The organism is Micromonospora sp. NPDC023869, from assembly GCF_055559695.1.
In genome coordinates this window covers 190,247-211,528 of sequence record NZ_JBVHKD010000007.1, presented here as the reverse complement: position 1 = coordinate 211,528, position 21,282 = coordinate 190,247, and the positions used below count along the sequence as shown (strand labels likewise).

The 21,282-nt window shown below is 72.2% G+C and carries 21 protein-coding genes; 16 read left to right on the top strand and 5 right to left on the bottom strand.

Features of this window, described 5'->3' with window-relative positions; all coding sequences use genetic code 11:
- The first annotated feature begins 14 nt into the window (after positions 1-14).
- Positions 15-1,304 carry a DUF2314 domain-containing protein gene (locus ACZ31C_RS20680; RefSeq protein ID WP_465796670.1) on the top strand — a complete coding sequence of 430 codons (1,290 nt, stop codon included), beginning with the start codon at positions 15-17 and terminating at the stop codon, positions 1,302-1,304.
- A gap of 22 nt (positions 1,305-1,326) precedes the next feature.
- Here ACZ31C_RS20680 and gcvT read toward each other — a convergent pair whose 3' ends face one another.
- A complete protein-coding gene (gene gcvT / locus ACZ31C_RS20675) occupies positions 1,327-2,451 on the bottom strand; it encodes a glycine cleavage system aminomethyltransferase GcvT (protein ID WP_465796669.1) in 1,125 nt (374 codons plus the stop codon).
- A gap of 165 nt (positions 2,452-2,616) precedes the next feature.
- On the opposite strand from gcvT, the gene ACZ31C_RS20670 reads away from it, so the two are divergent.
- Entirely contained in the window at positions 2,617-4,188 is a 1,572-nt protein-coding gene (locus tag ACZ31C_RS20670) for a leucyl aminopeptidase (RefSeq protein ID WP_396752333.1), read from the top strand.
- Positions 4,189-4,302: 114 nt separating this feature from the next.
- Here the strand turns inward: ACZ31C_RS20670 and ACZ31C_RS20665 are convergent, their stop codons facing one another.
- The gene (locus ACZ31C_RS20665) at positions 4,303-4,632 is read right to left on the bottom strand and encodes a hypothetical protein (protein ID WP_117228376.1); all 330 of its coding nucleotides are present in this window, start codon (positions 4,630-4,632) and stop codon (positions 4,303-4,305) included.
- A 179-nt stretch (positions 4,633-4,811) separates the two neighbouring features.
- On the opposite strand from ACZ31C_RS20665, the gene lpdA reads away from it, so the two are divergent.
- Together lpdA and sucB are read left to right on the top strand one after the other, a co-directional pair.
- Positions 4,812-6,203 carry a dihydrolipoyl dehydrogenase gene (gene lpdA / locus ACZ31C_RS20660; protein ID WP_465796668.1) on the top strand — a complete coding sequence of 464 codons (1,392 nt, stop codon included), beginning with the start codon at positions 4,812-4,814 and terminating at the stop codon, positions 6,201-6,203.
- Between the two features lie 71 nt (positions 6,204-6,274).
- Positions 6,275-8,080, top strand: coding sequence for a 2-oxoglutarate dehydrogenase, E2 component, dihydrolipoamide succinyltransferase (sucB, locus tag ACZ31C_RS20655; RefSeq protein ID WP_465796667.1), 1,806 nt, complete (start codon positions 6,275-6,277; stop codon positions 8,078-8,080).
- Positions 8,081-8,151: 71 nt separating this feature from the next.
- On the opposite strand, the gene ACZ31C_RS20650 is transcribed toward sucB, so the two are convergent.
- Positions 8,152-8,436, bottom strand: coding sequence for a hypothetical protein (locus ACZ31C_RS20650; RefSeq protein ID WP_465796666.1), 285 nt, complete (start codon positions 8,434-8,436; stop codon positions 8,152-8,154).
- A gap of 425 nt (positions 8,437-8,861) precedes the next feature.
- On the opposite strand from ACZ31C_RS20650, the gene ACZ31C_RS20645 reads away from it, so the two are divergent.
- The 10 genes from ACZ31C_RS20645 to ACZ31C_RS20600 all read left to right on the top strand — a co-directional run bounded on the left by ACZ31C_RS20645 (position 8,862) and on the right by ACZ31C_RS20600 (position 16,920).
- Positions 8,862-9,044 (top strand): SbtR family transcriptional regulator, encoded by a 183-nt coding sequence (locus ACZ31C_RS20645; protein ID WP_465796776.1) that lies wholly within the window; start codon positions 8,862-8,864, stop codon positions 9,042-9,044.
- Between the two features lie 46 nt (positions 9,045-9,090).
- A complete protein-coding gene (locus ACZ31C_RS20640) occupies positions 9,091-10,419 on the top strand; it encodes a low temperature requirement protein A (protein ID WP_396752320.1) in 1,329 nt (442 codons plus the stop codon).
- 41 nt (positions 10,420-10,460) lie between these two features.
- A complete protein-coding gene (locus tag ACZ31C_RS20635; protein ID WP_176094937.1) occupies positions 10,461-10,730 on the top strand; it encodes a type II toxin-antitoxin system Phd/YefM family antitoxin in 270 nt (89 codons plus the stop codon).
- The gene (locus ACZ31C_RS20630) at positions 10,720-11,136 is read left to right on the top strand and encodes a type II toxin-antitoxin system VapC family toxin (protein WP_176094938.1); all 417 of its coding nucleotides are present in this window, start codon (positions 10,720-10,722) and stop codon (positions 11,134-11,136) included. The genes ACZ31C_RS20635 and ACZ31C_RS20630 overlap by 11 nt, the downstream gene beginning before the upstream one ends.
- A gap of 94 nt (positions 11,137-11,230) precedes the next feature.
- Complete coding sequence (locus ACZ31C_RS20625; protein WP_396752315.1) at positions 11,231-12,130, top strand: TIGR01777 family oxidoreductase; 900 nt, start codon at positions 11,231-11,233, stop codon at positions 12,128-12,130.
- A gap of 155 nt (positions 12,131-12,285) precedes the next feature.
- Entirely contained in the window at positions 12,286-14,103 is a 1,818-nt protein-coding gene (locus tag ACZ31C_RS20620; protein WP_465796665.1) for a DUF6311 domain-containing protein, read from the top strand.
- A gap of 64 nt (positions 14,104-14,167) precedes the next feature.
- Positions 14,168-14,809, top strand: coding sequence for a lipoyl(octanoyl) transferase LipB (lipB, locus tag ACZ31C_RS20615; RefSeq protein WP_465796664.1), 642 nt, complete (start codon positions 14,168-14,170; stop codon positions 14,807-14,809).
- A gap of 101 nt (positions 14,810-14,910) precedes the next feature.
- A complete protein-coding gene (locus ACZ31C_RS20610) occupies positions 14,911-15,615 on the top strand; it encodes an SRPBCC family protein (protein WP_465796663.1) in 705 nt (234 codons plus the stop codon).
- The gene (locus tag ACZ31C_RS20605; protein ID WP_465796662.1) at positions 15,612-16,286 is read left to right on the top strand and encodes a DUF4166 domain-containing protein; all 675 of its coding nucleotides are present in this window, start codon (positions 15,612-15,614) and stop codon (positions 16,284-16,286) included. The genes ACZ31C_RS20610 and ACZ31C_RS20605 overlap by 4 nt, the downstream gene beginning before the upstream one ends.
- 10 nt (positions 16,287-16,296) lie before the next feature.
- Positions 16,297-16,920, top strand: a complete 624-nt coding sequence (locus tag ACZ31C_RS20600) for a TetR/AcrR family transcriptional regulator (protein ID WP_449954118.1) — start codon at positions 16,297-16,299, stop codon at positions 16,918-16,920.
- Positions 16,921-17,090: 170 nt separating this feature from the next.
- Here ACZ31C_RS20600 and aspS read toward each other — a convergent pair whose 3' ends face one another.
- Complete coding sequence (aspS, locus tag ACZ31C_RS20595; protein ID WP_396752302.1) at positions 17,091-18,377, bottom strand: aspartate--tRNA(Asn) ligase; 1,287 nt, start codon at positions 18,375-18,377, stop codon at positions 17,091-17,093.
- A gap of 473 nt (positions 18,378-18,850) precedes the next feature.
- On the opposite strand from aspS, the gene lipA reads away from it, so the two are divergent.
- Entirely contained in the window at positions 18,851-19,840 is a 990-nt protein-coding gene (gene lipA, locus ACZ31C_RS20590) for a lipoyl synthase (protein ID WP_465796661.1), read from the top strand.
- A gap of 270 nt (positions 19,841-20,110) precedes the next feature.
- Positions 20,111-20,803, top strand: a complete 693-nt coding sequence (locus ACZ31C_RS20585; protein ID WP_465796660.1) for a DUF4191 domain-containing protein — start codon at positions 20,111-20,113, stop codon at positions 20,801-20,803.
- 15 nt (positions 20,804-20,818) lie between these two features.
- On the opposite strand, the gene ACZ31C_RS20580 is transcribed toward ACZ31C_RS20585, so the two are convergent.
- Positions 20,819-21,226 carry an RDD family protein gene (locus ACZ31C_RS20580; protein ID WP_465796659.1) on the bottom strand — a complete coding sequence of 136 codons (408 nt, stop codon included), beginning with the start codon at positions 21,224-21,226 and terminating at the stop codon, positions 20,819-20,821.
- Between the last annotated feature and the right edge of the window lie 56 nt (positions 21,227-21,282).

Below are 21,282 nucleotides of genomic sequence, written 5' to 3'. Positions count from 1 at the left end.
ACCCTGGGGACGACATGCTCATCACCGACGACTTCCTGCCCGTACCGGTCCCGGAGTCGCTCACCGCGACCTATCTGGTGCCGACGGTGGGGCTGCCGTCGGTGACCGCCCGCACGGCGGTCCGTGGGCTGGCCGGTCGACTGGCCGAGCCGGTGCACGGGCTGGCCGTGCAGATGCTGGACAGCCCGCTGATGAGCGTCGACATCCGCCCGATCGGCGAGTTCCCCGAGCTGCCGCCGGACCTGCTCACCGCGTTCGGCGCCACCGAGGAACAGCTCGGCCGGCTGGCCGCCGCGAGTCACCTGGTGGTGGTGCAGGCCGAGTACCGGCCGGGCTGGCCGCCGGCCCACGAGTGGGCGGCCCGGGCGGTGGCCGCCGCCGTGGCCGAGGAGGTCGGCGGCGACGTGGTCGACGTGTTCGGGTTGCAGTTCCTGGACCCGGCGGCGGCCCTGCGCTCGCTGCCCGACGCCGAGGGCCGGGTCCGGCTGGTCGACTGGGTGCTGGTGCCGTACTCCTCGGACGCCGAGGGGCTCTGGTTCACCACCAAGGGGCTGCGCCGCTTCGGTCTACTGGAGTTGCAGACCCAGGGCGTGCCGGACCACCTCACCCGGGCCTGGGGCGCGGTGATGACCGGCGCCGCCCGCCGACTGCTGCGGGACTGGACCGACGGGCTGGCCGGCGAGGAGGTGCCGGCGTTCGTGCCGCTGCCGGTGCTGGCCACGGTCACCGGGCACGACATCGCGGTCGCGTACGGCAATCCGGAGCAGCACGGCGCGACCGCGCCGGTGCTGCTGCGGCTGGAGCTGGACCCGGCCACCGACCCGGACGCCGACTCGTTCCTGAGCCTGCGGCCCCCGGCCGGGCACCCCGGCCCGGACGGGCGCTACTTCGCCGCCGCCTGCGGCACCCTGTTCGCCGGTATCCAGCCCGACGTGCGGTACGCGCGCTCCGGCGACGCGATGAGCCGGGCGGTGGCCACCGCCCGCGCCGGACTGGGCGACGTCCGGGCCCGGTTCCGCGCCGGAGCGCTCCCGTCGGAGACGCAGCTCGTGGTCAAGTACGGGCTGCCCGGCGACGACGGCCCGGAGTACGTCTGGGCCGGGGTGTCCGCCTGGGACACGCCGGAACGGATCGTCGGCACCAGCGCCAGCGACGCCAACACCGACCCCTCGATCCGGATCGGCTCGCCGGTGCAGGTCGAGACCGCCGACGTCGTCGACTGGGCCGTCCTGGACACCTCCGGCGTCATCGAGGGCGGCTGGACCCAGGCGGTCCTGGACGCCGGGGAGCCGCCCCGCCCCTGAGGTCACCGCACGCGGTCGCCGGTCACTTCACCGAGGGGTCGACGAACGGCGGCCGGGCCAGCCGGACCGGCAGGCGACGACCGCGCACGTCCACCTGGAGTTCGGTGCCGTCGGTCAGGGCCGGGGCGGTGTCGACCAGCGCCAGGGCGATGCCCTGCTTCCGGGTCGGGCTGAACGTGCCGCTGGTGACCGTGCCGACCCGGGTGTCACCGTCGTACACCGCCATGCCGGGGCGCGGGATGGCCCGGTCGACGGCCTCCAGGCCGCGCAGCGTACGCGCCGGACCGGCGGCCTTCTCCGCGAGCAGCGCGTCCCGGCCCCAGAAGGCCGGCTTGTCCCAGCCCACCGCCCAGCCCGAACGGGCCTGCACCGGGCTGATGTCCAGCGACAGGTCCTGCCCGTGCAGCGGGTACCCCATCTCGGTGCGCAGGGTGTCCCGGGCGGCCAGCCCGCAGGCGCGCGGCGCGGGCTCGGCGGCGAACAGCGCGTCCCAGACGGTCACCGCGTCGGCCGCCGGGACCACCAACTCGAAGCCCAGCTCACCGGTGTAGCCGGTGCGGCACACCGTCAGCGCGACGCCGTCGAGGGTGGCCGGCGAGAAGCTCATGTAGCCGTGGTCGGTGGGCAGGCCCAGCCCGGCCAGCAGCGCCGCCGAACGCGGTCCCTGGACCGCCAGCACCGCGTACGCCTCGTGCTCGTCGGTGACCGTGACCTGCTCCGGCGCGGCGGCGCGCAGCCGGCGCACCACCTCGGCGGTGTTCGCGGCGTTCGGGATCAGGAAGACGTGGTCGTCGGCGTACAGGTAGGCGATGATGTCGTCCACCACGCCGCCGGTGGCCTCGTCGCAGCAGAGCGTGTACTGCGCCCGGCCGGGCCCGATCCGCCCCAGGTCGTTGCTGAGGCAGGAGTTCACGAACTCCGCCGCGCCCGGCCCGGTCACCCGCACCTTGCCCAGGTGCGAGACGTCGAACACGCCGACGTCGGTACGCACCGCGGTGTGTTCCCGCAGCACCCCGCCACCGGCGTACTCCAGCGGCATCTCCCAGCCGCCGAACGGGGCGAACTTGGCACCGAGTGCGGAGTGTCGCTCGGCCAGCGGAGAACGACGCAGCCGGGTCTCGGCGGCGTCGGTGGTCACGTCGGTCATGGGTGGGAACTTACCGGGGCGGACCGGTCTGGTTAGCATCGGCGGGACCCACCGGAGGAACCGGCGGGGCAGCACCGACGTCCGACGGGTACCTCATCCGCCGGCACCAACCGAACCGCCGGTACGCCACACGCGGCCGGCCCGGCCCGCCCGGGAGCAGCTTCCGTGACATCGCCCAGCACCACCCTGAGCCTGGTCGACACCGACCCCGCCGAACTCGCCGTCGACGCCATCGTGATCGGCGTGCACAGCACGACCGGTGAACAGGACGCCACCAGCGGCCTCGCCGGCACCCTGCTGCTCGCCAGCGGCGCCGAGAGCATCGCCGCCGCCTTCGACGGCAAGCTGACCGAGACGCTGGCACTGCTCGGCGCGACCGGCGGCCCCGGCGAGGTGATCAAACTGGCCACCCTGGGCACCGTCACCGCCCCGCTGGTCGCCGCCGTCGGCCTCGGCCCGGAGCCCACCGGCGCGGCACCCGCCCCGGAGACCCTGCGGCGGGCGGCGGGGGCCGCCGTACGGGCGCTGGCCGGTGCGTCCCGGGTGGCGCTCGCGCTGCCGCTGCCGGACGACGCCGACGGCCCCGCCGCGCTGCGCGCGGTCGGCGAGGGAGCGCTGCTCGGCGGGTACCGGTTCGCCGGCTACAAGACCCGCCCGCAGCCGACCCGGCGCGAGCCGGTGGCCGAGGTGCTGGTCGCCGTCCCGGACGCCGCGGACGCCGGAGCGCAGGCCGAGGTGACCCGGGCCCGGACGGTGGCCGCCGCGGTCCGGCAGACCCGCGACTGGGTCAACGTGGCGCCGAACGAGCTGCGCCCGCCGGTCTTCGCCGACGCGGTCGCCGAGGCCGGCCGGGCGGCGGGCCTGGAGGTCGAGGTGCTCGACGAGGTCGCCCTGCGCGAGGGCGGCTACGGCGGCATCATCGCGGTCGGTCAGGGCTCGGAGGCCCCGCCGCGCCTGGTCAAGCTGACCTGGACGCCGGAGGGCGGCGGCACCGGCAAGCGGGTGGCGCTGGTCGGCAAGGGCATCACCTTCGACACCGGCGGCATCTCGATCAAGCCGGCGCAGGGCATGTGGGAGATGAAGTCGGACATGGCCGGGGCGGCGGCGGTGGCCGCCACCATGCTGGCCGTCGCGGAGCTGAAGCCGGCGGTGACGGTGACCGCGTACGTGCCGATGGCGGAGAACATGCCGTCCGGGACGTCGTACCGGCCGGGTGACGTGATCACCATGTTCAACGGCAAGCGGGTCGAGGTGCTCAACACCGACGCCGAGGGCCGGATGATCCTCGGTGACGCGATGGCCCGGGCCTGCGCGGACGGCTGCGACTACCTCTTCGAGACCTCCACCCTCACCGGCGGGCAGGTGGTGGCGCTGGGCAAGCGGATCTCCGGTCTGATGGGCACCGCCGAGCTGTGCGAGCGGGTTCGCGACGCCGGTGACGCGGTCGGCGAGCCGGCCTGGCCGATGCCGCTGCCGGACGACGTGCGCAAGGGCATGGACTCGGACGTGGCCGACATCTCGCAGGTCAACGCCGGCATGGACCGGGCCGGTCACATGCTCCAGGGCGGTGTGTTCCTGCGCGAGTTCGTCACCGACGACGTCGCCTGGGCGCACATCGACATCGCCGGTCCGTCGTACCACGCGGGCGAGGCGACCGGTTACTGGACCAAGGGCGGCACCGGGGTCCCGGTCCGCACCCTGCTGCACCTGATCGACGACGTCACCGCGAACGGCTGATCGGGTAGGGATTCGTGCAAGGAGGGGTCCCCTGCTAACGCCTGGTGCATAGCAGGGGCCCCCTCCTAACATCCGAGCAGCGCGGCGTGTGCGGGCGCGGCGCGGTGGGACGGGTCAGTACTGCTCGGGGCGGCGCTTGCGGCGCTCGTTGTAGTCGCGCATCCGCTGCGGGTAGCCCATCAGGGCGATGTCGTAGACGGGGATGCTGACCCGGTACGCGAAGCGGCGCGCCCCGTCCGGCCCGTCGATGCGGCGCCGGGTCCACTCGCCGTCGTCGGCGATCAGGATGACGGTGGTCTCGGTCACCGTGGTGCGGGGTTCGATGAACGCCTCGACACCCTTGCGGGTCCGGACAAAGTTCTCCAAGTGCTCCAGATCGGCGCGATTGGCCGTACGGTCGGAGTCAACCGCGCGTGCCTGCTTGCGTCGCCGGAACAGTCCCACCGAGCCGTCTCCCCACGCGTCCGTCGTCGAAGGCAGTGCCAAGGGTACGTGGCGGCAACGTGTCGTTGGGCACCTCGGTACGCGGCTTCCGCACGGTGGTGACAAGATGGCCGAGGTGGGGTGTGTCCCTGTTACCCCGCCGTGACCCCCGATGCAGCGACGCGACCTGGGAGTTGGACGTGAGCGAGCCGAACGACGCAACCTTCGACATCGTCATCCTCGGAGGTGGCAGTGGCGGCTACGCGACCGCCCTGCGCGCCGCCCAGCTGGGCCTGAACGTCGCGCTGGTCGAGAAGGGCAAGCTGGGCGGCACCTGCCTGCACAACGGCTGCATCCCGACCAAGGCGCTGCTGCACGCGGCCGAGATCGCCGACCAGACCCGCGAGTCGGAGCAGTTCGGCATCAAGGCCGAGCTGGTCGGCATCGACATGGCCGGGGTGAACGCGTACAAGGACGGCGTGATCTCCCGCCTCTACAAGGGCCTGCAGGGCCTGGTCGGCGGCTCCAAGAACATCACCTTCGTGGCCGGGGCCGGCAAGCTGGTCGCCCCGAACGCGGTCGAGGTGGACGGCAAGCGGTACACCGGCCGCAACGTGGTGCTGGCCTCCGGCTCGTACGCCAAGAGCCTGCCGGGCCTGGAGGTCGACGGCGAGCGGGTCATCACCAGCGACCACGCCCTGACCCTGGACCGGGTCCCGAGTTCGGCGATCGTGCTCGGCGGCGGTGTGATCGGCGTCGAGTTCGCCAGCGTCTGGAAGTCCTTCGGGGTGGACGTGACCATCATCGAGGCGCTGCCCCGCCTGGTCGCCGCCGAGGACGAGGAGTCGTCGAAGGCGCTGGAGCGGGCGTTCCGCAAGCGGAAGATCAACTTCAAGGTCGGCAAGCCGTTCGAGAAGGTCGAGAAGACCGACAACGGCGTCAAGGTGACCATCGCCGGCGGCGACACGGTCGAGGCCGAGCTGCTGCTGGTCGCCGTCGGCCGGGGCCCGAACACCGCCGACCTCGGCTACGAGGAGCAGGGCGTCAAGACCGACCGTGGGTACGTGCTGACCGACGAGCGGCTGCGCACCAGCGTGCCGAACGTGTACGCGGTCGGCGACATCGTGCCCGGCCTCCAGCTCGCCCACCGCGGCTTCCAGCAGGGCATCTTCGTCGCCGAGGAGATCGCCGGCCAGAACCCGGCCGTGATCGACGAGGCGGGCATCCCCCGGGTCACCTACTCCGAGCCGGAGCTGGCCTCGGTCGGCCTCACCGAGGCCAAGGCCAAGGAACAGTACGGCGCCGACAAGATCAAGACCTACAACTACAACCTCGGCGGCAACGGCAAGAGCCAGATCCTCAAGACGGCCGGCTTCGTGAAGCTCGTCCGGGTCGACGACGGCCCGGTGGTCGGCGTGCACATGGTCGGCGCTCGGGTCGGTGAGCTGGTCGGCGAGGCGCAGCTGATCTACAACTGGGAGGCGTACCCGGGCGAGGTCGCGCAGCTCGTGCACGCCCACCCGACGCAGAACGAAGCCCTGGGCGAGGCGCACCTGGCCCTCGCCGGCAAGCCGCTGCACGCGCACGCCTGACCACGACAACCCGCGGCGTCCGGCGACGGGCGATGATCCCCCCACCAGGGAAATGAAGGAGTCTGGAGAACATGCCGGTATCGGTCACCATGCCCCGGCTCGGCGAGAGCGTCACCGAGGGCACCGTCACGCGCTGGCTCAAGCAGGAGGGTGAGACCGTCGAGGTCGACGAGCCCCTGCTCGAGGTTTCCACCGACAAGGTCGACACCGAGATCCCGTCGCCCGCGGCCGGCGTGCTGACCCGGATCGTGGTGGGCGAGGACGAGACGGCCGAGGTCGGCAGCGAGCTGGCGGTGATCTCCGGCGAGGGCGAGTCGGCCGGCGGCGAGGCCGCCCCGCAGCAGCAGGAGGCCCCCGCCCAGCAGGCCGCCGAGGCGGCCGAGGAGCCGCAGGCCGAGGCGGAGCAGTCGGCCGTCGAGGAGCCGGCCGAGCAGCCGGCCCAGGCCTCCGCGCCGTCGGGCGAGGGCACTCCGGTGCAGATGCCGGCCCTGGGTGAGAGCGTCACCGAGGGTACGGTCACCCGCTGGCTCAAGCAGGTCGGCGACAGCGTCGAGGTGGACGAGCCGCTGCTGGAGGTCTCCACCGACAAGGTCGACACCGAGATCCCCTCTCCGGTCGCCGGCACCGTCCTGGAGATCAAGGTCCCCGAGGACGAGACCGCCGAGGTCGGCGCCACGCTGGCCGTCGTCGGTGCGGCCGGTGCCGCCCCGGCCGAGGCCAAGCCGGAGCCGAAGCCCGAGCCCAAGGCGGAGCCGAAGGCCGAGGCCAAGCCCGAGCCGAAGCAGGAGGTCTCCGAGCCGACGCCGGGTGCCTCGTACAACGAGCCCGCGCCGGAGGCCGAGCAGGCCCCGGAGCCGGCAAAGGCCGAGCAGGCCGCCCAGCCGGCCACTGCCGCTCCGCAGCGCGCGGCGGCCCCGTCGAACGGCGGCGAGCAGGCGGCCGGCTACGTGACGCCGCTGGTCCGCAAGCTGGCCGGTGAGCACGGCGTCGACCTCGCCTCGGTGAACGGCACCGGTGTCGGCGGGCGGATTCGCAAGCAGGACGTGCTGGACGCGGCCGAGAAGGCCAAGGCCGCCCAGGCCGCGCCCGCCGCGGCGCAGCCGGCCGCCGCCACGGCCCCGGCCAAGCCGGCCGCCAAGCCGCAGCCGAGCGCCAAGCGCGGCACCACCGAGAAGCTGCCCCGGATCCGTTCGGCGATCGCCAAGCGGATGCAGCAGTCGCTGCACGAGATGGCGCAGCTCACCACCGTGATCGAGGTGGACGTCACCAAGATCGCCAAGCTGCGGGCGCAGGCCAAGGACTCGTTCCTGGCCCGGCACGGCGTCAAGCTGTCGTTCCTGCCGTTCTTCGCCCTCGCCGCGATCGAGGCGCTCCAGACGTACCCGATCGTCAACGCCCGGATGGACCTCGACGGCGGGACGATCACGTACCCGGACGCCGAGAACCTCGGCATCGCCGTGGACACCGAGCGCGGCCTGCTGGTGCCGGTCATCCACAACGCCGGTGACCTCAACCTGGGCGGTATCGCCAAGCGGGTGGCCGACCTGGCCGAGCGCACCCGGACCAACAAGATCAGCCCGGACGAGATCGCCGGTGCGACGTTCACGCTGACCAACACCGGCAGCCGGGGCGCGCTGTTCGACACCCCGATCGTGCCGTCGCCGCAGTCGGCGATGCTCGGCACGGGTGCCGTGGTCAAGCGTCCGGTCGTGGTCAACGACGCGGAGCTGGGCGAGGTCGTCGCGGTCCGGTCGATGATCTACCTCGCCCTCTCCTACGACCACCGACTGATCGACGGTGCCGACGCGGCCCGCTTCCTGGTCGCGGTCAAGGAGCGGCTGGAGGGTGGCAACTTCGAGGCCGAGCTGGGCCTGTAACCCCAGTCAGCAGCACGAGAGGGCGCCCCGGTCGACGACCGGGGCGCCCTCGCTCGTCGGGCCTACGGGTTTCAGCCCGCCAGGGTCTGCTCGCTGACCTGCCAGAGCCGCTGGGCGGCCGCCGGGTCGACGGCGTACGCGGCGACGCCGGTGCGGGTACCGGGCTCGTGCGGCCCGGCCTGCTGGTAGTCCTCGAAGTAGCGCCCGCCGACACCGTCGAGCAGCGGCGAGGTGGCCACCAGCACCGACGTGGCGGCGCCCTGCTCGGGCGTCTTCCAGGGGGCGGCCGGGCCGCTGGAGGCGCGCAGGATGCCGTCGTCGGCCCAGCGGCGGCTGGCCTCCACGGCGAAGAGCACGTTCGCGGTCGTGGACTGCCCGTACGCGGTCCACGGCTCGTACCCGCGCCGCGCGAAGTGGATGTCGTCGAAGTCGACGGGTGAGCGCAGGTGCGCCGCCGAGACGACGTGTCCGCATCTCGGGCGAGGCCATCATGCCGGCGTTGTTGACCAGGATGTGCCGGGGTCCGTCCCAGTTCGCCACGAAGGCGGCGACCGAGGCCGGGTCGGCCAGGTCGAGGGCGGCCACCGCGATCCGGTCGTTGCCGGTGGTACGGGTGATCTCCTCGGCCGCACGATGGCCCTGGTCGACTCGGCGTACGGCCAGCGTGACGTCGGCTCAATCGACTACCTGACCACCAAGCGGGAGATGGCCGACGCCCTCCGGCTGGTGATCGCCTGCGGCGCCAACCCGTACGCCCAGAGCTGCGACCGTCGTCGGCGCGATCGGCCTGCTGCTGGAGGCCGGCGCGGCGGCTGGCGCCGTACATACCGACGTCGACCCCACCGACGTACTGGTCGGACTCAGCGGCGTCAGTCTCGCCTCTGGCGGCCGAGACCAGCGTGACCAGTCACGACGGCTGCTGGACCTGCTGATGGACGGATTGCGGTACCGCCCGGCGGGCTGATCCGAAACGCGCCCCTCGCGACCTGCGCCACTGCGAAACTCAGGCCGTGGACGACAGGCGCCGGCGGCAACGGCTGGGACCGGCGGTCGGGATCGCACCGGGCGCCCGGGTCGACAAGTTCGAGATCTTCTTCGACCTGGTCTTCGTCTTCTCCTTCTTCAACATCGCCCGGGCCACCGCCGCCAACATCAGCGACCGGCAACTGCTGCACGCCCTGCTGGTCCTCGCCGTGCTGTGGTGGTGCTGGGTGGTGCACACGGTGGTGGCCACCCGGGTCCGCATCGGCGAGGGCTTCGTACCCGTCCTGATGATCGCCGGGATGGCCGCGCTGTTCTGCTTCGCGCTCGCGCTGCCCCAGGCGTTCATGGACTCCGGCGGCACCGAGGCCGGGCCGATCGTGGTGGCGGTCAGCTACGTGGTCATCCGAGCCGTACACCTGGCGCTGTTCCTGCACGCCGTCCGCGACGACCCGGTGGAACGCCGCCAGTTGGTCCGGTACGCCCCCGAACTGACCCTGAGCACCGCCCTGCTGCTCGTCGCCGCCCTGCTGCCCGGCCACCTACCCGACGACGACATGGCGGCGCTGGTCCGCGACGGCCTGTGGATCAGCGTCGTGCTGCTCCAGTACGGCACCGGACTGCTGGCCCGTACCTGGGGCTGGGGGGTCACCTCGGCCGAGCACTGGACCGAACGGTACGACCTGATCCTGATCATCGCGCTCGGCGAGTCGGTGATCTCCATCGGCCTGGGCAGCAACCTGCTCGGCCAACCGCCCACCCTGCCGGGGGTGACCGCCGCCGTGCTCGGGATCGTCTTCAGCGCCGCCATGTGGTGGATCCACTACGACGTGATCGGCCCGGCCGCGCGGATCGCGCTGCACGCCAGCCAGGGCCGCCCCCGGGTGCTGATGGCCCGGGACGCCTACGCCTACCTCTACCTGCCGATGATCGTCGGCATCCTGCTGTTCGCCCTCGGCGCCGAGGGCATCGTGCACGACATCGCCGAGCCCGGTGTCCCGATCAGCCAGCCGGCACGGGGGCCGGACGTACCGCTGCTGTTCTCCGGGGTGCTCTGCTATCTGGCCGGGAACATGCTGTTCCAGTGGCGCACCCTGCGCACGCTGTCCTGGCTGCGGCTGGGCACCGTGGTCCTGCTCGCGCTCGGCATCCCGATCGCCATACCGCTGCCCGGACTGCTCGCGCTCGGCGTGCTCGCCGTGATCCTGGTCGGCATGATCGTCGTCGAGGTGGTGGTGATGTCCGAGGGACGGCACGCGTTGCGCGCGGTGGTCTTCGAGGAGCGCACCGCCCACGAGGCGGCCGAGGCCGCCTACCGTGCCCGCTGGCACGACAACCCACCCGACCCACACCCGTGACATGCGTAGCACTTTGTAGCACCCATGGCTAGAATGGGTGGGTGGCTGAGCACGCCCATCGGGAGATCACACAGCGAGAGTTGCGCAACGACTCCGGCGCGATCATGCGGGGGGTGGAGCGCGGAGACTCCTACGTCATCACCCGCAACGGCACCCCCATCGGCAAGCTGATCCCGCTTCGGCGGCGCACCTTCGTTCCGCGCGCCGAAGTGATGGCCGCATTCGCCACCGCGCCCCCGCTCGACGCGGAGCGATTCCGCCGAGATCTCGACTCCGCCGTCGATCAGGACCCATTCGATCGTGAGTGGTGAAACCACGGCCCGGGGCCTGATCGACACGAACATCGTGATCCTCCTCGGCGCGCTGGACCCGGACGAACTGCCGGAGGAGATGGTGATCAGCGCCGTGACGCTCGCGGAACTGTCCGCCGGCCCGCACCACGCCGACGATCACGCCGAACGAGCCCGCCGGACCAGCGTGCTCCAACACACCGAGGCCACCTTCGACCCGCTACCGTTCGACGCCGAGGCGGCCCGAGCGTTCGGGATGATCTCCAGCGCCGTCCTCGCCACCGGCCGCACCACCCGCCGTCGGCTCGCGGATCTCATGATCGCCTCGGTGGCCCATGCCAACCGCCTACCGCTCTACACGACCAACCCGAACGACTTCGCCGGTCTGACGGAACTGGTCGACGTCCGGCACGTGCGCCGCCCCTGACCTCGCCCTCCGAAGGCCCCTGTCGGGTCACCCGAGACATCGGCGTGACCGACTCGACCCAGCCGGACGGGTGCGCGTACCCGAAGATGTCTGTATGCGGATCCTGATGGCCGGCGCGTCCGGCTTCCTCGGCACCCGGCTGGTCGACCTGCTCGTGGCCGACGGGCACCAGGTCACCCGGCTGGTCCGGCGACCACCGCGCCGGCCGGACGAGCGGCAGTGGACGCCCTCGGCGGCGCAGCTCGACCCGGCGCTGGTCGCGGAGGCCGACGCGGTGGTCAACCTGGCCGGCGCCGGGGTGGGCGACCGCCGCTGGAACGACCAGTACAAGCAGCTCATCCGCTCCAGCCGGGTGGACACCACCAGCACCCTGGCCATCACCATCGCCGGCCTGCCCGGGGCCGACCGGCCCAAGGTGCTGCTGAACGGCTCGGCGATCGGCTGGTACGGCAACACCGGAGACCGCGTGGTCGAGGAGGACGCGCCGGCCGGTGAGGGCTTCCTGGCCGACGTGGCCCGGGTCTGGGAGGCGGCCACGCGCCCGGCCGAGGACGCCGGGGTACGGGTGGTGCGGCTGCGCACCGGGCTGCCACTGCACCGCGACGGTGGACTGCTCAAGCCTCAACTGCTGCCGTTCAAGCTGGGCATCGCCGGTCGACTCGGCAGCGGACGCCAGTGGATCCCGTGGATCTCGATGACCGACTGGCTGCACGCGGTCACGTTCCTGCTGGCCCACGACGACCTGAGCGGCCCGGTGAACGTGGTCGGCCCGGCACCGGTCACCAACGCCGAGTTCACCCGGGAACTGGCCCGCCAGTTGCGCCGTCCGGCGATCATTCCGATCCCGGCGTTGGCCCTGAAGGCGGTCCTCGGCGGCTTCGCCCAGGAGGCGCTGACCAGTACGCGGGTCCTGCCCGGCGTACTCAACCGGGCTGCCTTCACCTTCCGTCACCCGGACCTGCCCACCGCTCTGCACGCCGCCCTGCACGACTGATTCTCGCTTCCCCGCCGCCACCCCGTCCGGCCGTCGTGCCTTGCTGAGGTGTTAGGAAGGGTCCCTTTACATGCACCAGGCGTTAGCAGGGGACCCTTCCTTACAAACGACGGGTCTGACCTGAGGTGTCCGGTGAGGTTGGTAACGTCCGCTAGGTGCCCAGCTCCCCGTCCTCGGCGTCCGTGACCACCTCGCCGCCGCGCGTCACCCGTGACCGCCGCGCCGACCTGATCGTGGCGTTGATCGCGCTGGCGCTCGCCGTCTGGGTGACCAGCGGGCTGTGGCGGGACCCGAACGGCCGCGCGATCACGGTCAACTCCAGCGACCAGGCGCTGTTCGAGTGGCTGCTGGCCTTCGGCGGGCACACGGTCAGCCACGGGGAGAACCCGTTCTTCACGTACCTGATCAACGTGCCGGACGGCGTCAACCTCGCGGTCAACACCTCGATCACCGTGTACGCGGTGGTCTTCGCCCCGCTGACGTACCTGATCGGGCCGCCGGCCACGTTCCTGGTGATCCTCACGCTGAACCTGGCCGCCACCGCCGTCGCCTGGTACTGGCTGCTCTCCCGGCACCTCGTCGGCAGCCGACTCGCCGCCGCCGTCGGCGGACTGTTCATCGGCTTCTCCCCCGGCATGGTCTCGCACGCCAACGCCCACCTGAACTGGACCGCCGGCTGGCTGGTGCCGCTGCTGGTGTGGCGGCTGTTCGTGCTGCGTCGGTCGGCGCACCCGCTGCGTGACGGCGCGATCCTCGGCGTACTCGTGGCGATCGCCTTCTCCATCGCCGCCGAGGGGCTGTTCTTCACCGCGTTGGGGCTCGGCCTCTTCGTCGCCGTCTGGGCACTGCACCCGGCCAACCGGGTCGAGGCCCGATCCGTGCTGCCGTCGTTCCTGCGCGGTCTCGCGGTGACCACCGTGGTCGCCGGGGTGCTGCTGGCGTACCCGCTCTGGCTGCACTTCGCCGGACCGCAACGCTTCCACGGCACCGGATTCGACTCGGTGATCCACTCCGAGGACATCGCCGCGTACGCCGCCTACCCGCGCCGCTCGCTGGCCGGCGAGGCCGGGCTGGGCACCTCGCTGGCGCCGAACCCGACCGAGGAGAACTCCTTCTTCGGGCTGCCCCTGCTGCTGCTCACCGTCGCCTGCTTCGTCCTGCTGTGGCGGTCGGCCACGCCACGACGCCGGGCCACGCTGTGGGGGCTGGGCGTCCTCGCGGTGGTCTTCGCCGCCCTCTCCTTCGGGCCGGTGGCGAAGGTCAACGGCCACCGCACCGATTTGCCCATGCCGTTCGACCTGCTCGGGCATCTGCCCGTCGTGAACGCCGCGCTGCCGGCCCGACTCGCGCTGGTGGTGACGCCGGTGATCGGGCTGCTGCTGGCGTTCGCGGTGGACCGGCTCCGCCAGCACCGCCCGGGTCGGGCGGCGGCGGTGGCCTGGACGGCCGCCTTCGCGATCGCGCTGGTGCCGCTGGTCCCGACGCCGCTGCTCACCATCGAACGGGAGCCGATCCCGCGCTTCATCACCTCCGGCGCGTGGCGGGACTACGTCTCCCCGGGCGGGGTGCTGACCCCGGCGCCGCTGGCCCTCGACGTCTATCCGGACGGCCAGCGCTGGCAGGCGTACGCGCTGGCGAACCGGCAGGGTGAGTTCGCCATCCCGTCCGGCTTCTTCCTCGGCCCCGGCGGGCCCGACGGCCGTGGCCGGATCGGGCCGGTGCCGCGTCCGTTCGGCGCGCTGCTCGACCAGGCGGCGCGCAGCGGCCTGCCGCCGATCGTCACCGAGGGCACCCGCGAGGAGGTACGCGCCGACCTGGAGCACTGGCGGATCGAGACGGTGGTGCTCCCCGACGAGGTGCACGGCGCCAAGTGGCCGGTCGACGAGGAGGCGGTACGCCGGACGTTGACGCTTCTCTTCGGCGAGCCGGAACGGGTCGAGGACGTCTGGCTGTGGCGGGTCGGGCAGCGGTGAGCCGCCCGGCCCGTGAGCCGGCTCACCGGAGGTGACCAGCGAGTACGGGTCTAGGCTGGTGAGCGTGACCGCGACGACCTCCGGCCTGACGGCCGTACGTGCCGGCGTCCTCGACTACACCGCCGCCTGGGACGAGCAGCGCCGCCTGCACGAGACCGTGGTCGCCGGGGAGCAGGGCGACACGGTGCTGCTGCTGGAGCACCCCAGCGTCTATACCGCCGGCAAGCGCACCGAGCCGTGGGACCGGCCAATGGACGGCACTCCGGTGGTGGACGTGGATCGTGGCGGCAAGATCACTTGGCACGGTCCGGGGCAACTGGTCGGCTACCCGATCCTGCGCCTGCCCGACCCGGTCGACGTGGTCGCGTACGTCCGGCGGGTCGAGCAGTTGCTGATCGACGTGTGCGCCGAGCTCGGCCTGACCGCCTCCCGTGTCGACGGTCGCAGCGGCGTCTGGGTGCCGGCCGACGGGCGGGGGCCGGACCGCAAGGTGGCCGCCATCGGCATCCGGGTCGCCCGGGGCGTCACCCTGCACGGATTCTCGATCAACTGCGACTGTGACCTGACGTACTTCGACCGGATCGTGCCGTGCGGCATCCGGGACGCCGGAGTCACCTCGCTCTCGGCCGAGTTGGGCCGCCCGGTCACCGTGGCCGAGGTGCTCCCCGTCGTCGAGCGCCACCTGCCGACCATCGTCACCACCTGACCGCCGGAGCCGTCGCACACCGGCGGACTTCCCCACACCCCCTCTTGAGCGACTGCTTAAACTCGGCTACCTTTAAGCAGTCGCTCAAAACGGGGGTAGGCATGCGGTCCGTCTATGTCGAGACGCTGGTCGACGCGCCGATCGAGCAGGTCTGGCGGGTGACCCAGGATCCTGCGGAGCATCGCCGGTGGGACCTGCGCTTCAGCCGGATCGACCCGGTGCCGGGCACCCGACCCGCCCGATTCCGGTACGCCACCACCCTCCTGCCCGGGCTCACCGTGCGCGGATGGGGTGTCCACGCCGGTGAGCGGCAGCGTCCCGACGGCACCCGCACCTCGGCACTGCGGTTCGGCTCCGACGACCCCCGGTCACTGGTCGCCGCCGGCTCCGGCCACTGGCGCTACCTGCCCGGGCCGCACGGCGTCCGGTTCCTGACCGGCTACTCGTACACCCCTCGGTGGGGTCTCCTCGGTCGGCTCGCCGACCTCGCCTTCCGGCCGCTGTTCGGCTGGGCCACCGCGTGGTCCTTCGACCGGCTGCGGCTCTGGCTGACGGCCGGCGTACCACCGGAACGGGCCCGGGCCAACGCGATGCGCGACGTCGCCCTCCGGCTGCTCGCGGTGGTCGCGGTCACCGTGGCGGCCGGGGCCGCAGGCCGGACACCGGCCGCGCTGGCGTTGGTCGTCGCCGCAGCGGTCGCCTGCCTGGTACCCCCGCATCCGCACACTCCGGCGGCCCGACGCTGCCGGCGTCGCCCACCGGACCGCCTCGCCGCCCGGCCACCCCGCCTCCTGGAGCACCTGTGACCTCCGTCTTCCAGCATGCCCTCGGTGCCGACTTCGACCGTCTGCACCCGCACCTGCGCCGCCGCTTCGCGGTCGACGGCGACACCGACCTCGGCTGCGTCGGCACCGGGACGATGGACCGCGTGTGGCGCGGCGGCGCCTTCACGTGGCCGTTCCTGCGCCTCGGCAGCCTGCGTCACATCCTGTTCCCGGAGACCGGCCGGCAGATCCCGTTCACCATCGAGAACTACGCCTACACCGACACGTACGGCCGCCCCACGCTGACCTTCGTCCGTACCTTCCAGGTCACCCCGCACCGGCGGCGACGCTTCGACGCCACGATGGTCTGGAGCGCCCGTCGCGGGGTCCTGGTCGACTATCTCGGTACGCACCAACACCTCGCCGTCGACCTGCACCTCTCCGTCGACGCCGCCGGTGGGCTGACCATCCGCAGCGGGCTCCAACGGTTCCCGAACGGGCTGACCTGCCCCGCCGCGCTGACCGGCGAGGCACGCGTACGCGAGTGGTACGACGACCGGGCCGACCGGTTCCGCATCGAGGTCAGGGTCACCAACCGCCGGTTCGGTCCGCTCTTCGGCTACGAGGGCAGCTTCACCGTCGACCACGTCCCGTCGCACCGGGCACCGGTGCCCGCCGCCGTACGGCCGCTGCGCGAGAATCCCCGGGAGTAGACGAGAGGACATCATGGCCACCCGGGACAAACTGATCGACGGTGCCATCGCCGCGATCCGTGAGCACGGCATCGCCGGCGTGTCGGCGCGTACGATCGCGGCCACGGCCGGAGTCAACCAGGCCCTGGTCTTCTATCACTTCGGCAGCGTGGACGACCTGCTGGCCGAGGCGTGCCGGAGCGTCACCGCCGCCCGGGTGGCCGTGTACCGGGCCCGCCTCGCCGACGTGTCGTCCCTGCGCGAGCTGCTCGACGTCGGGCGCACCCTGCACCGCCAGGAACAGGCCGAGGGCAACCTGGCGGTGCTGGCCCAACTGCTGGCCGGCGCACAGAACGACCCCACGCTCGCCGAGTCCACCGCAGCGGCCCTGCGGATCTGGACGGTGGAGATCGAGTCGGTGCTGCACCGGCTGCTCGACGGCTCGCCGATCGCCCCGGTCGTCGACCCCGCCGGGCTGGCCCGGGCCGTCAGCGCCGCCTTCATCGGCCTGGAACTCTATGACGGCGTCGACCCGGAGGGCGCCAGCGCCGCCTTCGACGCCCTGGAACGGCTCGCCGTACTGGTCGAGGTGATCGACGACCTCGGCCCTCTCGCCCGCCGCGCCGCCCGCGCCAAACTCCGCCACCTCACCTGACCAACCCGCCGCTCGCCCGCCGCCTGGTCCGTCTCCCGGCTGGGCCGCTGCCCCTCCCCCGCGATCATGGAGTTGTGGTCGGAGCAAAACGGAATTACATCCGCGATTCCAGTGCCACAACTCCATGATCGACGCGATCGGGCGGCGGGCGGGTCAGGAGGGTGGGGCGGTCAGGGAGTGAGGCGGTGGAGGTCGCGGGGGAAGGCGGTGACCTCGCGGACGTTGGCGGCTCCGGTCAGCCGGGCGACGAAGCGTTCCAGACCGATGGCGAAGCCACCGTGCGGCGGCATGCCGTGCCGGAAGGCGTCGACGTATCCGGCGTACGGCTCGACCGGCTCGCCCCGGTCGGCGAGTGCGGCCAGGTAGTCGGCGTGCCGGTGCAGCCGCTGCCCGCCGGTCACCAGTTCCAGGCCGCGAAAGAGCAGGTCGAAGCCGTTCGAGTAGTCCGGCCGGTCCGGGTCGGGGTGGGTGTAGAAGGGCCGCTTCGCCATCGGGTACCCGGTGACGAAGACGAAGTCCGACCCGTGCTCCCGGCGTGCCCACTCGCCCAGCGCCCGTTCGTGCGCGGGCGCCAGGTCCGGTTCGTCGGCGGGCGCCCCGGCGATCCGCAGCGCCTCGGTGAAGTGCACGTCCGGGATCTGCGTCGGCACGTCCGGCGGTCGTACGCCGAGGGTGGCCAGCGCCGCCCCGGCCCGGTCGTCGACCGTCGCCATCATGCCGGCCAGGGTGTCCCGCAGCACCGCCATCACGTCCCGGTGGTCGGTGACGAAGCCCAGTTCGGCGTCGAGAGAGGTGTACTGCGCCAGGTGCCGTACGGTGTCGTGCGGCTCGGCGCGGAACACCGGCCCGACCTCGTAGACCCGCTCGAAGACACCGACCATGAGCTGCTTGTAGAACTGCGGCGACTGGGCCAGGTACGCCGGGCGGCCGAACCAGTCGAGCGCGAAGACGTTCGCCCCGCTCTCGGTGGAGGAGCCGACGACCTTCGGGGTATGGATCTCGACGAACCGCTGGGCGTCCAGCGTGGCCCGGAAACCGGCCACCGCCGCCGCCGAGATGCGCAGTGCCGCCGAACGGCTCGGGTGGCGCAGCGCGACGGGTGCGTGGTCGAGCTGGGTGGGCAGGCTGGCGGTGAGCGTCGGCCGGTACAGGTCGAAGGGCGGCGGCACGGCGGGCGGCCCGAGCGGGCGTACCACCGGGTCGGTCAGCTCGACCCCGGCGGGCGCGGTGGCGTTGGCGACCACCGTGCCGTCGACGGAGACGACGCTCTCTTCGGGCAGCGCCTCGATCTCGGCGCGGACCGCCGGGTCGGTGACCACCACCTGGGTGAGACCGGCGGCGTCCCGGACGATCAGGAAGGCCACCGACTTGAGCAGTCGGCGGCGGTGGACCCAGCCGGCGATCCGGACGGTACGGCCGGTGTGCGGGGTGAGTCGGTCGGACAGGATGCGTTGCACGGTTACCTCCTCGTCAATCGCAACGCGATCCCCGGGAGGTGTGGGCGAGCGGGAACCTCGCGGTGCCACCACACCTTCGCCCCCGTCGAGACGGGGGCCTCATTCGTCGCCTTTTCACCGGGGCCAGCCGGGCGGGCTCTACTAGGCGCGGATGTTAGGCGGGGTCCCCTGCTCTACCGCAGGCGTTAACAGGGGGCCCTTCCTTACACATCGCACGCCGTTCTTCCCGCAGCTCGGGAGGGTCTTCACGGCCCGACGCCAGACCGCCTCGCAGCAACCGGCGGCTCTCTTCAACTGGCGGATCGGGGCGCTACTCGGCTCCGTCGTCGCTCTCGAACGGCAACGCTAGCACTCGACGAGGCCGTCCTGTGACGCGTAATTTCCGCCCTCGGTGTCCGGCGTCACAGGATTTCCCAGGTGACGGCGGTCGCCCGCAGTTCATCGACGGCCACCATCCGGCGTAGGCTCGTTTTGTGACGATCGAGCACTCCGCGCCGACGACCGGCCAGGCCGCGCGTACCGCGACGCCCGCCCCCGAGGGGCGGCGACTGCTGCGTATCGAGGCCCGCAACGCCGAGACGCCGATCGAGCGCAAACCCCCGTGGATCAAGGTCAAGGCCAAGATGGGCCCGGAGTACACCCAGTTGCGCGGGCTGGTCTCGCGCGAGGGGCTGCACACCGTGTGCCAGGAGGCCGGGTGCCCCAACATCTACGAGTGTTGGGAGGACCGGGAGGCCACCTTCCTCATCGGCGGCGACCAGTGCACCCGCCGCTGTGACTTCTGCCAGATCGACACCGGCAAGCCGGCCGAGTTCGACGCCGACGAGCCGCGCCGGGTCGCCGAGTCGGTGGTCTCGATGGGTCTGCGGTACGCGACCATCACCGGCGTCGCCCGGGACGACCTGCCCGACGGTGGTGCCTGGCTGTACGCGGAGACCGTCCGGCAGATCCACGCCCTGCAACCGGGCTGCGGCGTCGAGCTGTTGATCCCCGACTTCAACGCGGTCCCCGAGCAGCTCGCCGAGGTGTTCGGTGCTCGGCCCGAGGTGCTGGCGCACAACGTCGAGACGGTGCCACGGATCTTCAAGCGGATCCGGCCGGCGTTCCGCTACGAGCGCTCGCTGGACGTCATCAGCCAGGCTCGCGCCGCCGGCCTGGTCACCAAGAGCAACCTGATCCTGGGGATGGGCGAGGAGCGCGCCGAGGTCTCCCAGGCGCTGCGCGACCTGCACTCCGCCGGCTGTGAGCTGATCACCATCACGCAGTACCTTCGCCCCTCCCCCCGACACCACCCGGTGGAGCGCTGGGTCAAGCCGGAGGAGTTCGTCGAGCTGCGCGAGGAGGCCGAGGAGATCGGCTTCGCCGGCGTGATGAGCGGGCCGCTGGTGCGCTCGTCCTACCGCGCCGGCCGCCTCTACCAGCAGGCCCTGGCCGCCCGGGAAAGCGTCGCCGTCGCGAGCTGAGCTTGACCTCAGCCGGGTCGCCGGCCGAGCCTGCGGCCGGTCCCAGGGAATCGCCGGCTGCGCCTGCGGCCGGTCCCAGGAAGTCGCCGGCTGCGCCTGCGGCCGGTCCCAGGGAATCGCCGGTTGGGCCTGCGGCCGGTCCCAGGAAGTCGCCGGCTTGCCGGCGGGCGACCGCACGGACCGAGGTCAGGACGGGTCGGCGAGCAGCGCTCGACGGGCAGGACCGGACGGGGATCAACCGCACGGCGGGCGACCACTAGACTTGCCCGCATGGCAAAGCCCCAGGAGAAGGTCTCGTTCGGCCAGCGGCTGAAGCAGATCGGGTTGGTGTTCCGGTTCACCGCCAAGCAGGACAAGTGGTTCGCGCCACTGGCGGCCGGCGCGGTGCTGATCCCGCTCGCGCTGACCGTGGTCGCGGTCATGATCTGGGGCTGGCTCTGGTTGCCGCTGGGCATCCTCTTCGCCCTGCTCGCCCTGCTGATCGTGCTCAACCTGCGGTCGAACCGGGCGATGATGAACGCCGCCGAGGGGCAGCCGGGCGCCGCCGCGCAGATCATGGAGAACATGCGGGGCGACTGGCGGGTCTCCCCCGCGGTCAGCTCGACCACCCAGATGGACATGGTCCACCTGGTGATCGGCAAGCCGGGCGTGATCCTGCTGGCCGAGGGCAACCCGCAGCGGGTACGCGGGCTGCTCGGCCAGGAGAAGCGCCGGCTCGCCAAGGTGATCGGCAACGCACCGCTCTACGACTACGTCATCGGCCAGGACGAGGGCGAGCTGCCGATCCGCAAGCTGCGGATGACGCTGATGCGGCTGCCGCGCAACCTCAGCGGCAAGGACGTCAACTCGCTGGACAAGCGGCTCAAGGCGCTCACTTCCGCCAAGCCGCAGATGCCCAAGGGCGCCATCCCGAAGAACCTGCGCCCGCCGCGCGGTGCCTTCCGGCAGAGCCGGGGCCGCTGAGGTCGGGTCGGGCGGTCAGCGCCCAGCGCGTACGGCAGGGACGACGACCGCACCACTCAGGCGGTCGTGCAGGCCCCGACGGTGCTGGTCCATCACCAGCGCCGGGACGACAAACGCCAGCAGTACGCCGCGCAGCAGCGCCCGGACCAGGCCGATCCGTCCGCCGTCGGCCCAGGCGACGCAGCGGATCCTGGTGATGAACATGCCGGGCGTCTGCGCGAACAGGCCGAGGAAGAAGCCGTACATCACGATCAGCACGACGACAGGTGCCCACGGGTCGCCGGTGGGGCTGGCGAACAGGCCCGACGCGAGTAGGCAGAGCACCCAGTCGATGACCAGTGCCCCGAACCGGCGGCCCAGGTCGGCCGGGACGAAGGTGGGGTCGGTGGCGGGCGGCGGCGCGTGGTGTGGCTCGGTCGTCACAGCGGACAAGACTAGCCAGCACGCTGGTGCGGGCCCGGCGCAGGTCCGGCACGTGA